The 13915-nt window shown below is 74.1% G+C and carries 11 protein-coding genes; 10 read left to right on the forward strand and 1 reads right to left on the reverse strand.

The annotated features are described in order from the left end of the window. Positions 1 to 83: 83 nt before the first annotated feature. From IF09_RS0106745 to IF09_RS0106760, 4 genes are all read left to right on the forward strand, one after another. Positions 84 to 527, forward strand: coding sequence for an SRPBCC family protein (locus IF09_RS0106745; RefSeq protein WP_030292927.1), 444 nt, complete (start codon positions 84 to 86; stop codon positions 525 to 527). A 227-nt stretch (positions 528 to 754) separates the two neighbouring features. Beyond that, positions 755 to 1588 (forward strand): M55 family metallopeptidase, encoded by an 834-nt coding sequence (locus IF09_RS0106750; protein ID WP_030292929.1) that lies wholly within the window; start codon positions 755 to 757, stop codon positions 1586 to 1588. 1 nt (position 1589) lies between these two features. Continuing rightward, positions 1590 to 2990: a M20/M25/M40 family metallo-hydrolase gene (locus IF09_RS0106755; RefSeq protein ID WP_051832152.1), complete on the forward strand. Its 1401-nt coding sequence runs from the start codon at positions 1590 to 1592 to the stop codon at positions 2988 to 2990. A 13-nt stretch (positions 2991 to 3003) separates the two neighbouring features. Next, positions 3004 to 4998 carry a prolyl oligopeptidase family serine peptidase gene (locus tag IF09_RS0106760; RefSeq protein WP_030292933.1) on the forward strand — a complete coding sequence of 665 codons (1995 nt, stop codon included), beginning with the start codon at positions 3004 to 3006 and terminating at the stop codon, positions 4996 to 4998. A gap of 33 nt (positions 4999 to 5031) precedes the next feature. Here IF09_RS0106760 and IF09_RS0106765 read toward each other — a convergent pair whose 3' ends face one another. Further along, on the reverse strand, positions 5032 to 5763 hold the full coding sequence (locus tag IF09_RS0106765) for a hypothetical protein (RefSeq protein ID WP_030292935.1): 732 nt from the start codon (positions 5761 to 5763) through the stop codon (positions 5032 to 5034). 26 nt (positions 5764 to 5789) lie between these two features. Here IF09_RS0106765 and IF09_RS0106770 point away from each other — a divergent pair, with 26 nt between their 5' ends. The 6 genes from IF09_RS0106770 to IF09_RS0106795 all read left to right on the forward strand — a co-directional run bounded on the left by IF09_RS0106770 (position 5790) and on the right by IF09_RS0106795 (position 13906). Then, positions 5790 to 6368, forward strand: coding sequence for a GNAT family N-acetyltransferase (locus tag IF09_RS0106770; protein WP_030292937.1), 579 nt, complete (start codon positions 5790 to 5792; stop codon positions 6366 to 6368). A 4-nt stretch (positions 6369 to 6372) separates the two neighbouring features. Continuing rightward, entirely contained in the window at positions 6373 to 7272 is a 900-nt protein-coding gene (locus tag IF09_RS0106775) for an arginase family protein (RefSeq protein ID WP_030292938.1), read from the forward strand. A gap of 89 nt (positions 7273 to 7361) precedes the next feature. Beyond that, entirely contained in the window at positions 7362 to 9329 is a 1968-nt protein-coding gene (locus IF09_RS0106780; protein ID WP_030292940.1) for a DUF5107 domain-containing protein, read from the forward strand. A gap of 221 nt (positions 9330 to 9550) precedes the next feature. Continuing rightward, on the forward strand, positions 9551 to 10591 hold the full coding sequence (locus IF09_RS0106785; protein WP_030292942.1) for an Rv2578c family radical SAM protein: 1041 nt from the start codon (positions 9551 to 9553) through the stop codon (positions 10589 to 10591). Positions 10592 to 10703: 112 nt separating this feature from the next. After that, positions 10704 to 12305 (forward strand): alpha/beta hydrolase, encoded by a 1602-nt coding sequence (locus IF09_RS0106790; protein WP_030292944.1) that lies wholly within the window; start codon positions 10704 to 10706, stop codon positions 12303 to 12305. Between the two features lie 191 nt (positions 12306 to 12496). Beyond that, positions 12497 to 13906, forward strand: a complete 1410-nt coding sequence (locus tag IF09_RS0106795) for an acyltransferase family protein (RefSeq protein WP_051832153.1) — start codon at positions 12497 to 12499, stop codon at positions 13904 to 13906. Positions 13907 to 13915: the final 9 nt, after the last annotated feature.

Below are 13915 nucleotides of genomic sequence, written 5' to 3' on the forward strand. Positions count from 1 at the left end.
CGCCTCCGACCCGGATTTGGGCCGTTGCCCCGGAGGTGGTTGGCTTGCCGCGACGAGCGGACACAACTGCTGGAGGAACAGCTATGGCGCAGGTCGAGGCCACCACGGAGCGGATCATCGCGGCCGACGCGGAGACCGTGTTCGACGCGCTGGCGGACTACACCGGGACCCGGGGGAAGCTGCTGCCCGAGCACTTCAGCGAGTACGAGGTGCGCGAGGGCGGCGACGGCGAGGGCACCCTCGTCCACTGGAAGCTCCAGGCAACCAGCAAGCGCGTACGCGACTGCCTGCTGGAGGTCACCGAGCCCACCGACGGCCAGCTCGTGGAGAAGGACCGCAACTCCACCATGGTCACCACCTGGGTCGTCACGCCGGCAGGCGAGGGCAGGTCCAAGGCCGTGGTCACCACCGTCTGGAACGGCGCCGGCGGCATCGGAGGCTTCTTCGAGCGCACCTTCGCCCCCAAGGGCCTCGGCCGGATCTACGACTCCCTGCTGGCCAACCTGGCCGCCGAAGTCGAGGGCTGAGCAAGGCCGTTGCCCGCCGGCGGCGCCGGGCGGCTCACCGGATCGGGTGGATTTCCCGGCGGAGGTGAGCCCCGGCCCGGCACGACCTCCCGGCGGGCGCCGCCGGGGGCCCTCCGGGCGTGGCCCCCGGCCGGAGCGGGCCCGGGCGGCTAGGGTGGAAGCCTGCGTGGACGGCTCCGTCCGTGTCGGCCGCGCCGTGGCAGCCGACCGACCGCCCGGGGGGCCCGATGAAGATCCTCGTCTCCGCCGACATGGAAGGCGCCACGGGCGTCACCTGGCCCGCCGACGTCCTGCCCGGCACGCCCGAGTGGGAGCGCTGCCGCCACCTGTTCACCTCCGACGTGAACGCGGCCGTACTCGGCTTCCTCGACGGCGGCGCCGACCGGGTCCTCGTCAACGAGGCCCACTGGACCATGCGCAACCTGCTGCTCGAACAGCTCGACGAGCGGGCCGAGGTGCTCACCGGCCGCCACAAGTCCCTCACCATGGTCGAGGGCGTCCAGCACGGCGACGTCGACGGCATCGCGTTCGTCGGCTACCACACCGGCGCCGGAACGCCGGGCGTCCTCGCCCACACCTACCTCGCCAACTCCATCACCGGGGTCTGGCTGAACGGGACCCGCGCCAGCGAGGGACTGCTGAACGCCCACGTCGTCGCCGAGTACGGAGTACCGGTCGTCCTCGTCACCGGCGACGACCTGACCTGCGTCGACGCCGACGGCTACGCCCCGGACGCGGTGAAGGTCGCCGTCAAGGACCACGTCTCCCGCTATGCCGCCGTGTGCCGCACCCCGGCCCGTACCGCCGCCGACATCCGGGCCGCCGCCAAGGAGGCCGCGGCCCTCGCCGTACGCCGGGAACCCATGCCCGGCGGGCCGTACACCGTGGAGCTGGAGTTCGACGCCGAGCACCTGGCGATGGCCGCCACCGTCGTCCCGGGCGTCGAACGCTCCGGGGAACGCAGGGTCGCGTACACCAGCGAGACGATGTACGAGGGGATCCGGACCTTCAAGGCGGTCACGACGGTCGTCTCGGCAGCCGTGGAGGAGCAGTATGGCTGACATGCCCGCAGTCACCCCCCAGCGCCCGGCCGAAGAGAGCCCCACCGGGGAGCCCTCAGCCGACGAGTCCCCCGTCGACCGGGTGGCGCTCGACGAAGCCGTCGAGTTCACCTCCGCCCTGATCCGCATCGACACCACGAACCGGGGCGGCGGCGACTGCCGCGAACGCCCCGCCGCCGAGTACGTCGCCGAGCGGCTCGCCGCAGCGGGCCTCGAGCCGGTCCTGCTCGAACGCACCCCCGGCCGCACCAACGTGGTGGCCCGGATCGAGGGCACCGACCCCGGTGCCGAAGCCCTGCTCGTCCACGGCCACCTCGACGTGGTCCCCGCCGAGGCCGCCGACTGGAGCGTGGACCCCTTCTCCGGCGAGATCCGCGACGGGGTGGTCTGGGGACGCGGCGCCGTCGACATGAAGAACATGGACGCGATGGTGCTGGCCGTCGTACGGGCCTGGGCGCGGGCGGCCAAGAGAGGGCAACCCTGCCGGCCGCGCCGCGACATCGTGATCGCCTACACCGCGGACGAGGAGGACAGCGCGGTCGACGGCTCGGGATTCCTCGCCGACCAGCACCCGCACCTCTTCGAGGGCTGCACGGAGGGCCTGAGCGAGTCCGGCGCCTTCACCGTGCACAACGGCCCCGGCCAGGCCCTCTACCCGATCGCCGCCGGCGAACGCGGCACCGCCTGGCTGAAGTTGACCGCCCATGGCACGACCGGCCACGGCTCCAAGCCCAACCGGGCCAATGCCGTCAGCCGGCTCGCCGCCGCCGTGGGCCGGATCGGCGAATACCGCTGGCCCGTCCGGCTCACCGCCACGGTCGCCGCCTGCATCACCCAGCTCGCCGCCCTCCAGGGCCTGTCGGTCGACCCCCGCGCCCGCGACTTCGACCTCGACGCCGTCCTCGGCAAGCTCGGCCCGGCCGGCCTCCTCGTCGAGGCGACCGTGCGCAACAGCGCCAACCCGACCATGCTCAGCGCCGGTTACAAGCTCAACGTCATCCCGGGAACGGCCACCGCCTACGTGGACGGCCGGATGCTGCCCGGCAGCGAGGCCGAGTTCATCGCCACCCTCGACGAACTCACCGGCCCCGACGTCACCTGGGAGTTCCACCACCGCGAGGCGGCCCTCGAAGCCCCCGTGGACGGAAGGACCTTCGCCGTCCTGCGCGAGTCCGTGGAGCGCTTCGACCCCGAAGGCCACGTGGTGCCGTTCTGCATGGCGGGCGGCACCGACGCCAAGCAGTTCTCCCGCCTCGGGATCACCGGGTACGGCTTCTCCCCGCTGAAGCTGCCGCCCGGCTTCGACTACTGGGCCCTCTTCCACGGCGTGGACGAGCGGGTCCCCGTCGATGCCCTGCACTTCGGCGTGCGCGTCCTCGACCACGCCCTGCGGACCCTGTGAGGGGGAGCCGGTGATGGCGGTCCCGACCGGGCCCTACGGCAGCTGGCCCTCGCCCCTCGACGCGGCGGTCGCCGCCTCGCTCGACGGGCGGCCCGAGTACCTCGGAACCGTCGGCCCCGAGGTGTGGTGGACCGAGCCCCGGCCGGCCGAGGGAGGCCGCCGCACCCTGGTGCGCCGGCCCGCCGACGGCGGCCCCGAGGCCTCGGTGCTGCCCGCCCCCTGGAACGTCCGCAGCCGCGTCACCGAGTACGGCGGCCGGCCCTGGGCGGGCGCCGAACGGCCCGCGGGCGGGCCCTTGGTGGTGTTCGTCCATTTCGCCGACCAGCGGATGTACGCGTACGAGCCCGACGCGCCCGGCGGCCCCGCCCCGCGGCCCCTCACTCCCGTCTCCGCCGTCGGCGGTGGGATGCGCTGGGCCGACCCCGTGCTGCGGGGCGGTGAAGTCTGGTGCGTGCTCGAAGAGTTCACCGGCCCGGCGCCGACCGACGTCCGCCGGGTGCTGGCCGCCGTACCGCTCGACGGCTCGGCCGCCGAGGACCGGTCCCTCGTGCGCGAACTCACCGACGACCGGCACCGGTTCACCACCGGTCCCCGGCTGTCTCCCGACGGGCTGCACGCCGCCTGGCTGGTGTGGGACCACCCCCGGATGCCGTGGGACGGCACCGAGGTGCGCCTCGCCGACATCGCGGCCGACCGGACGCTGACCGGGGCCCGTACCGTGCTCGGCGGTCCCGAGGAGTCCGTGGCCCAGGTGGAGTGGACCCCCGGCGGGGACCTCCTCGCCGTGAGCGACCGCAGCGGCTGGTGGAACCCGTACCGGGTGGATCCGGCGACCGGCGAGGCCGTCAACCTGTGCCCGCGGGAGGAGGAGTTCGGCGGCCCGCTGTGGAAGCCCGGGCTGAGCTGGCTGGCCCCGCTTCCCGGAGGGCTCCTCGCCGTCCTGCACGGCCAGGGCTCCTCGGTGCTCGGCATCCTCGACCCGGAGAGCGGCGACCTGGTGGACGCCGCCGGGCCGTGGACGGCCTGGCAGCCGACGCTCGCCGCGCACGGCAGCCGCGTCTACGGGGTCGCCGCCAGCCCGCGCAGCGCCTACGAGGTGGTGGAGCTCGACACGGGGGACGGGCACGCCCGGGTGGTCGGCGCGGCCGGGGTGGACCCGGTGGACCCCTCGTACTACCCGGAACCGCAGAGCCGCACCTTCCTCGGCCCGGGCGGCCGGGAGATCCACGCCCACGTCTACCCGCCGCACCACCCCGCGCGCCGGGCCCCGGCCGACGAACTGCCCCCGTACGTGGTGTGGGCGCACGGCGGCCCCACCGACCACGTGCCGCCCGTACTCGACCTGCACATCGCCTACTTCACCTCGCGCGGCATCGGCGTGGCCGAGGTGAACTACGGCGGCTCCAGCGGCTACGGGCGCGCCTACCGCGAGCGGCTGCGCGAGCAGTGGGGCGTCGTCGACGTGGAGGACTGTGCGGCGGTGGCCCGGGCGCTGGCCGTCGAGGGCACCGCCGACCCGGACCGGCTCGCCATCCGGGGCGCCAGCGCGGGCGGCTGGACGGCGGCGGCCTCGCTGGCCGCCACCGACCTGTACGCCTGCGGGACGATCATCTACCCCGTACTGGACCTGCTGGGCTTCGCCGAGGAGACCCACGACCTGGAGTCCCGCTACATCGACGGCCTGGCCGGCCCCTCGCAGACCCTGGCCGTACGCTGCCGCGAGCGCTCACCGGTGGCCCGCGCCGGGCGGATCACCGCGCCCTTCCTGCTGCTCCAGGGACTGGAGGACCCGGTCTGCCCGCCGGCCCAGGCGGAGCGTTTCCTGGCCGCCCTCCGGGGGCGCCCGGTCCCGCACGCGTACGTCGCCTTCGAGGGCGAGGGTCACGGCTTCCGGCGGGCGGACACCATGATCCGTGCACTGGAAGCGGAACTCTCCCTGTACGTCCAGGTGTTCGGCATCGACCGGACGGACGTACCGAAGGTGGTGCTGGCACCGCGGCCCGCCTAGGTTCGGCGCGTGAACAACGCTGCGGGACAGCGCTTAGGGGGTGTGCAGCCAGACGCGGAGCGGGCCGAGCGGGGTGAAGCCGTGGCGGACGGCGGTGGCCAGGTCCTCACCGGCCTCGTAGCCGACGACCGGGAGGCCGGGCCAGAGGTCCGCGACGGCAGTGAGGGCGCCCGCCCAGGCCTCGTCGTCCGGGGTGCCGTCCGCGGTGAACACGTTGGAGAGGCCGACGACCGTGCCCGTCCTGTCGGCGCCCGTCCGGTTGGCCGCGGCGCCGGCGGCGATGCGGCCCTCGGCGGACCAGCCGGCGAAGAAGGCGATCTCCTCGGTGAGCAGGCCCGGGTGGAACAGGCCGGTGCTCTCCCCGCCGTCCCAGGCCGCCTCCCAGGCGGCCAGCTCCCCGGCGTCGGCGACGCGGGACCAGGTCAGGGCGGAGGCCGGCGGAGCCGGGGCGGCTGGCGGACGGTGGATCCACTCGGCTCCGAACAGGACCTCGAAGCCCGCCGGGGCCAGGTCGAGATCGGCGAAGCTGTCCTTGACCGAGCAGCCGGGGGAGTCGGTGTCCATCCCGGCCAGCAGCGCGTCCGCAGAGGCCGCCCGGGTCAGGGTCACGCCGTCGGGGTAGTACGGCGGGGTGCGGCGCGCACTGGTCCATGCGCCGGCCGCGAAGGAGCCGCCGCCGCTGACCGCGGCGCACCACTCGGCGTTGTTGTGTACCGCCGCGCGCAGCAGTTCTTCGGTGTCCGTGTCGATGATCACGCCGTGCATCGTGCCACACCTCATAGCCTGGGCGGATGTCATATTCCACGTACCTCCGCGAGGGCGAGCACGTCGGCCTGCGGCCGTTCCGGCTCGCCGACGGCCCCGAGTTCACCGCCCGCGTGCACGAGAGCCGGCACCTCCACCGCCCGTGGCTGTCCCCGCCCGCGACGATCGAGGAGTACGAGCCGTACGCGGCGCGCCTGACCGAGGGCGGGAGCCGGGCGGGGTTCCTGGTCTGCGAGCGCGGGACCGGGGCCATCGCCGGGTTCGTCAACGTCAACAACATCGTCCGCGGCGCCTTCGACTGCGGGGCGCTCGGCTACGGCGCCTTCGCGCACGCCGCCGGGCGCGGGCTGTTCCGGGAGGCGCTGGGGCTGGTCGTCGGGTACGCCTTCACCCCCGAGGACGAGGGCGGCCTGGGACTGCACCGGCTGGAGGCCAACATCCAGCCGGGCAACGCCGCCTCCCTCGCGCTGGTGCGCGGGGCCGGGTTCCGGCTGGAGGGGTTCTCGCCGGACTTCCTCTTCGTCGAAGGGGCCTGGCGCGACCACGAGCGCTGGGCGATCACCGCCGAGATGTGTGGTCCCACGGACGCCGATCGCGCAGGATGAAGGCATGCGAAGCCTGGTGCTCCTCGACGCCCCGTCCAACCTGGGTCTGCGCCCGTCCGCGCCCGGCACCGTCCCCGGTGTCTACAAACTGGCGGGCGCCCTGCGCGACCAGGGCCTGCTGAGCCGGCTCGGCGCCCGCGAGGGCGGGGTCGTGGTGCCGCCGCGCTACGACCGCGGCAGCTGGAAGGAGGGCGACGGGGTCTTCCACGCCGGCCCCCTCGCCGCCTACACCGTCGCCCTCGCCGACCGGATCGAAACGCATCTGCGCGACGGGGAGTTCCCCGTCGTCCTCGGCGGGGACTGCTCGATCCAGCTCGGCGCGTCTCTCGCCATGCGCCGCCTCGGCCGGTACGGGCTGGCCGCGATCGACGGCTCCGCCGACTTCCGCCACCCCGGCAACGAGGCCGTCAACGGGCCCGTCGGGGCGGCCGCCGGGGAGGAGCTCGCCCTCGCCACCGGCCGCGGCCAGGCCGGTCTCGCCGACCTGGAGGGGCTCGGCCCCTACCTCCGGGACGAGGACGTACGGCTCTTCGGGCTGCGCGACGGCGACCAGGACCTGCCGGAGCTGCGCGCGGCGGGCATCTCCGCGGCCACTGTGGGGGACATCCGGGCTCGCGGCGCCGCCCCGGTGGCGCGCGCCGCGCTGGACGGGCTGCACCCGCCGGACACCGCCGGGTTCTGGGTCCACCTCGACGCCGACGTACTGGATCCTGACGTGATGCCGGCCGTCGACAGCCCCGATCCCGGCGGACTGGTCCCCGGCGAACTGGCCGGGCTGCTCGCCGTGTTGGTGGGGTCCCCGCGGTGCGTCGGGCTCAACGTCACGATCTACGACCCGGACCTGGATCCGGACCTGCGGGCGGGGGCGCTGCTCGCCGACCTCGTCGTGGGGGCGTTCGGGTAGCGCTCCGGCCAGGGCTTTGCGTAATCCTGACCGGTGGTGATCCGCGGAACCCCTGTGCACCGGCCGCCGTGGCGTGTTCCATTTCCTGCATGGCCACCACCGTCCGCCGCGCCGTACTGACCCTGCCCGCAGCCCCCTTGGGGCCCGAGAACCCGCTGCCCGTCCTGCGCGCCCCCGCCGACGCGCACACGTTGGACGAGCGTTCGCGCGACGGACTGCCGCGCGACATGGCCCGGCAGATCGGCTACGAGCCGCTGCGCTCGCTGCTGCCCGTGCGTCTGCTGGACGGGTACCAACGGCGCAGGCAGGAACGCGAGTTCGAGGCCGTCGTCATCGAGAACGCCCACCTGCGGGTCACCGTGCTGCCCGGACTCGGCGGCCGCGTCCACTCCCTCGTGCACGTGCCCACCGGCCGTGAACTGCTGTACCGCAATCCGGTGTTCCAGCCCGCGAACTTCGCCCTCAACGGCGCCTGGTTCTCGGGCGGCATCGAGTGGAACATCGGCGCGACCGGCCACACCACCCTCGCCTGCGCCCCGCTGCACGCCGCGCTCGTACCGGCCCCCGACGGGGGCGTGATGGTCCGGCTGTGGGAGTGGGAGCGGCTGCGCGACCTGCCGTTCCAGGTGGACCTGTGGCTGCCGGAGGACTCGGAGTTCCTGTACGTCGGCGTCCGCGTCCGCAATCCGCACGAGCGGCCCGCGCCCGTGTACTGGTGGTCCAACATCGCCGTCCCGGAGGACCCCGGCACACGGGTGCTCGCCCCCGCCGACGAAGCCTGGCACTTCGGGTACGAGCGGGCCCTGCGGCGGATCCCCGTGCCGCAGTGGGAGGGCGAGGACCGCACGTACCCGCTGCGCAGCACGTATCCGGCCGACTTCTTCTACGAGGTCCCGGACGGGGCCCGGCCCTGGATCGCCTCGCTGGACGCGGAGGGGCACGGGCTCGTCCAGACGTCCACGGCCCGGCTGCGCGGACGCAAGCTGTTCGTCTGGGGCGCCGGGGAGGGCGGCCGGCGCTGGCAGGAGTGGCTGACCGAGCCCGGGACCGGCGGCTACGCCGAGATCCAGGCAGGCCTCGCCCGGACCCAGCTGGAGCACGTACGGCTCGAGGCCGGAGCGGAGTTCAGCTGGCTGGAGGCGTACGGGCCGCTGGCCGCGGACCCGGCGTCGGTGCACGGCCCCGACTGGGCGGCGGCCCGGTCCGCCGGGGAGAAGGCCCTGGCGACGGCCCTCCCGCGGGAGCGGGTCGAGGAGGCGTACGAGGCGTGGCGGCGGGCGGCCGACACCGAACCGGGGGAGCGGCTGGCCGCCGGCTCGGGGTGGGGCGCGCTGGAGGTGCTGTGCGGCGGGCACAAGCTGCCCGGCACCCCGTTCGAGGAGGCGGGGCTCGGCGAGGCGCAGGCGCCCTGGCTGGAGCTGTGGCGCACCGGGGTCTTCCCCGCCTCGCGGCGGGTGGCGCCGCCGGGGCCCAGCCTGGTCGCCCCGCACTGGCGGGACATGCTGGAGACCGCCCCGGCGGATCCGCTCACCGAGTACCACCTGGGCGTGGCGCAGTGGCATGCGGGCGATGTGGCCCAGGCGGTGCGCAGCTGGGAACGCGGGCTGGCGCTGGCGCCCTCGCGGTGGCCGCTGCTGCGCTGCCTGGCGGTGGCGGACTCGCTGGCCGGCGACCCGGCGCGGGCGGCGCAGCGGTTCGCCGAGGCCTTCGCGGACCTGGCCGAGGAGAGCCGGGGCGGCGAGCCGTGGACGGCCGCGGAGTCCGCGCTGGGGCGGGAGGCGATGACGGCCCTGCTGGCCGCCGGCCGCCTGCCGGCGGCGCGGGCGGTGTGGGACCGGCTGCGGCCGGCGCTCCGCGAGGAGGGCCGGTTCCGCCTGCTGGCCGCCCGCCTGCTGGCGGCCGAGGGCCATGCGGGCGCGGCCCGCCGGGTGTTCGAGGAGGGCTTCGAACTGCCCGACCTGCGCGAGGGCGACGAGATCCTCGCGGAGGTCTGGACCCGCGTGACAGACCGCCCGCTCCCCCCGTCGTACAACTTCCGCATGCGCCCGCCGACGTAGCGGCGAGGCGTGAGGCCGCCCGGCCGGGCCTGCTCTGCGGCGATCCTCTGGGTGTCAGGGGGCTGCGCCGCCCCTCACGGCGACGGTCCACGGTCTGCTCCCCGTGGTCGCGCTCGGCCGGCCGGTGCACACGGCCCGCCGAGCGCGAAGCGGCGTACCGGCTCGCACGATCATGGGAACGTTTGTTCTATTCTCGGGCCGAGCTACCGAGGGAGGCGCTCATGCGCTGGGACAATCTGACCGACGGATCCGGGACCACGGCGAACGCAGGGGCGCTCTTCGGGGCCGGCTCCGTCGTCACGCGGACCTTCGACACCCCCGAGTTCCGCGGGATCACCTTCCACGAGGTCCGCGCCCGCTCGGTGCTCAACCGGGTGCCCGGGGCCTCGCGGATGCCGTTCGAGTGGACGGTCAACCCGTACCGCGGGTGCAGCCACGCCTGCGTGTACTGCTTCGCCCGCAAGACCCACAGCTACCTCGACCTCGACACCGGCCTCGGCTTCGACTCCCAGATAGTCGTCAAGACCAACGCCCCCGAGGTGCTGCGCCGCGAACTCGGCTCGAGCCGGTGGAGCGGTGCGCACATCGCCATGGGCACCAACGTCGACTGTTACCAGCGCGCCGAGGGACGCTACCGGCTGATGCCCGGGATCATCGAGGCCCTGACCGAGCGGGCCAACCCCTTCTCCATCCTGACCAAGGGGACGCTGATCCTGCGCGACCTCCCCCTCCTGCAGCGGGCCGCCGAGATCACCGACATCGGCATCTCCGTATCCGTCGGCTTCACCGACACCGCCCTGTGGCGGACCGTCGAACCCGGCACGCCCTCCCCCGCCGCCCGGCTGGCCGCCGTACGGGCCCTCACCGACGCCGGGATCGAGTGCGGGGTGCTGATGGCCCCGGTGATTCCCTTCCTCGGGGACTCCCCCGAGCAGCTGCGGGCCACCGTGCGGGCCGTCGCCGGGTCCGGGGCGACCTCCGTGACACCCCTGGTACTCCATCTGCGGCCGGGCGCCCGCGAGTGGTTCACGGCATGGCTCCGGGCCCACCATCCCCACCTGGTCGAACGGTACGAGCGGATGTACGTCGGCGGTTCGTACGCGCCCACCTGGTACCAGCGGCAGATCACCCGGCAAGTCCACGAGCTCGCGGCGGAATTCGGCATCGGACCCTCCCGGCCGGCCGCGGCCCGCAGGATCACCGTTCCCGAACGCCCGGCCGAGCCCGCGCCCGCCGTTCCCACGCAGCTCAGCCTGTTGTGACCTCGTACGGCCGCTGAAAGCTCATCACATCGGGCCAATCAGCAGCCCAATCCCGCCTTCCAGGCACGGTTTCCGGGACGATTCCGCCCAGAACCCTCGGCTGGGAGGCCCCATGCTGCACCCCGCGAAGAAGCGCGGCCCCTTCACGAAGCGCGCCGCCGTCCTGCTCTCGATCGCCACCGCGACCGTGGCCGCCGTCGTCACGAGCCCGGCCGGCGCCGCGCCGACGGCCGCGGCACCGGCCCGCGCCGCCGCCGTACCCACCGCGCTGCGCTGGACCGGCTGTGCGACCCAGCGCTACCCCACGCTGCAGTGCGCCTCCCTCAAGGTCCCGCTGGACCACGAGCACCCCGCGGGCCGCCAGATCTCCCTGGCCCTGACCCGGGTCCCGCACACCGCCGCCAAGTCCCAGGGCCCGCTGCTGGTCAACCCCGGCGGCCCCGGCGGCAGCGGCCGGGCCCTGGCCGGGTTCATCGCTTCCGCGCTGCCCAAGGACGTGGCCGCGCAGTACGACGTGATCGGCTTCGACCCCCGGGGCGTCGGCAAGAGCGAGCCCACCCTCGACTGCGGGCCCGGCCACTTCACCCCCGTACGCCCGGACTCCGTCCCGCGCGACCTGCAGACCGAGCGGGCCAACCTGGAGCGGGTGAAGTCCTTCGCCGAGTCCTGCCAGACCAAGCACGCGGACGTGCTCCCGTACATCGGCACCGTCTCGGCCGCCCGCGACATCGAGGTGCTGCGCACCGCCCTCGCCGCGGCGAAGGTCAGCTACTTCGGCTACTCGTACGGGACCTACCTGGGCGCGGTGTACGCCAAACTCCACCCGGACCGGGTGCACCGCCTCGTCCTGGACTCCGTGGTCGACCCGGGCGGGGTCTGGTACGAGGACAACCTCGCGCAGGACCAGGCCTTCGACGCCCGCCACAAGGCCTTCCTGGCCTGGGTGGCCCAGTACGACGAGAAGTACAAGCTCGGCAGCGACCCGGCGGGGGTCGAGGAGCGCTGGTACGCGATGCGGGACGCCCTGCGTACGACACCGGCGGGCGCCAAGGTGGGCCCGTCGGAGCTGGAGGACACCTTCATGCCGGGTGGCTACTACAACGGCTACTGGCCGGTCCTCGCCGAGGCCTTCTCGGCGTACGCGGTGGCCGGGGACCCGAAGCCGCTGGTGGCGGCGTACGAGCGGTTCGGGGCGGTGGAGCCGTCCGCGGGCAACAGCTACAGCGTGTACACGGCGGTGCAGTGCCGCGACTCGGCCTGGCCGAAGAACTGGAACCAGTGGCGCACGGACATGTGGCGCACGCATGCGAAGGCGCCGTTCATGACATGGAACAACGCCTGGTACAACGCCCCGTGCGCGTTCTGGCAGACGGAGCCCCTGGTGGCACCGGACGTGACCAACGCCGACCTCCCGCCGGCCTTGCTCCTCCAGGCGACGGACGACGCGGCGACCCCGTTCGGGGGCGCGCTGAGCATGAAGGGGAAGCTGAAGGGCTCGGCGCTGGTGGTCGAGGAGGGCGGCGGCAACCACGGGGTCGCGCTCAGCGGCAACAAGTGCCTGGACGAGAAGGTGGCGGCATACCTGCGGACGGGCGGGGTCGCGGACGCGACCTGCCCCGCCCAGCCGGCCCCGAAGCCGACCGCGGCCACCCGCGCGGTGCCCCCGTCGGCGGGCGGCACGGCGCTGCACGGCCTGCTGGGTTTCCGCGGCTAGGGGCGGCATACGGGCCCGGCCGGGCCGCGGGCCGGGCGGGTCGCGGGCCGGCCGGGTCCGCCGGGCACCAGGGCGCCGATTCGCCCGAGTTGGTCATGAATCAACGCCATTCGCCCCGGGTCCGCCCGGCCCGTCCGCGACGCCGAGGTGAACGGGGACGGACCGGCCGGGTATGAGCTAGGGTCCCTGCGGTGAAGCAGCACATACCCCTCCTCGCCCGGCGGAAGGCCACCCAGGCCCCGGCCGCCACCGGTGCGCGGCTCGGCTGGCTCGACGCGCTGCGCGGCTTCGCCGCCCTGGTCGTGGCCATGCACCACTTCGACGTGCTGCGGATGCTGCCGTTCGGCGGGCTGATCCGGCGGAACTTCGACCTCGGTGTGTTCGGGGTCATGCTCTTCTTCATCGTCAGCGGCTACATCATCCCGGCCTCGCTGGAGCGCCGGGGCGACGTCCGGGCCTTCTGGATCGGCCGGATCTTCCGGATCTACCCGGCCCTCATCGTCGCCCTGGCGGCCTCGATCGTGATGCTGCCGGCCGCAGACGGCTCGACCTCGCTGCTGCGCACCGGTGACGACCCGGCCTCACTGGTCGCGAACGGCATGATGCTGCAGGACCTGCTCGGCGTCCGCAACGGCATGAACGTCACCTGGACGCTCTGCTACGAGATGGTCTTCTACTTCCTCGTCACCATGCTGTTCACCCGCGGCCTGCACCGGCACAGCGGCGTGATCGCGGTGGCCTTCGCCGGTGCCGCGCTGGCGATCGGCACGGCCCTGGCCCCGCAGCTGCTGCTGACGGAGCTCGGCTCGGTCCGGCTGCTCCTGCTGATCGTCACCCCGGTCTTCCTCCTGGGCCTCTGGGGTGTGCTCAGCGGCAACCGGCAGCTGACCGGGGCGGGCGCGCTGCTGCTCGGGGGGCTAGGCCTGGTGCTGCTCACTGTGAACAGCCGGGCGGTGACGTTCGAGACCCTGCTGATCCCCGCAACGATGTTCGCCGGCACCGCGGTCTACCGGGCGCAGCACGGCCAGCTCCGCCGGGCCCCGGCCCTGATCGCCTGCGGGTTCGTGGTCGCCGCGGGCGTGCTCGCCGGATGGCTGTACAACCGGAACGGGATCCAGGAGCACACCTGGACCTCGGGCTGGAAGGCCTTCTCGCTCTCGTACCTGGCGGCCTGGGTCCTGTTCGGCCTCGGCTTCCTCCTGCGAAGCCGGCGCTTCCCGAGGGTGCTGACCTGGCTGGGCGCGATCAGCTTCTCGCTGTACCTGCTGCACTTCCCGCTGCTGCGTACCCTCGGGCCGCTGCTCGGGGTTCCCCCGATGCCCTCGTCGACGCTCGGGAAGTTCGCCTGGACGGGGATCTTCCTCGCCGTGCTGCTGGCCGCGAGCCATCTGATGTACCGCCTGGTGGAACTGCCGGCGCAGCGCCTCGGCCGGCGGGTCCAGCAGGCGGCGGAGCGACGCCGGCCGTCCGCGCCGGCCACCCCGGCGGCGCCCGCCACGGCCCCGGCCGGGCCCGAGGTGATCCTGGTGCCCCGGCAGCCGGACCGCGCGGGCCCCGAGGCCGCCGTCCGCGCACACGGCGAACCGTCCTCAGCCCGCTGACCCGGCCGG

The organism is Streptomyces katrae, from assembly GCF_000717655.1.
Lineage (GTDB): Bacteria > Actinomycetota > Actinomycetes > Streptomycetales > Streptomycetaceae > Streptomyces > Streptomyces katrae_B.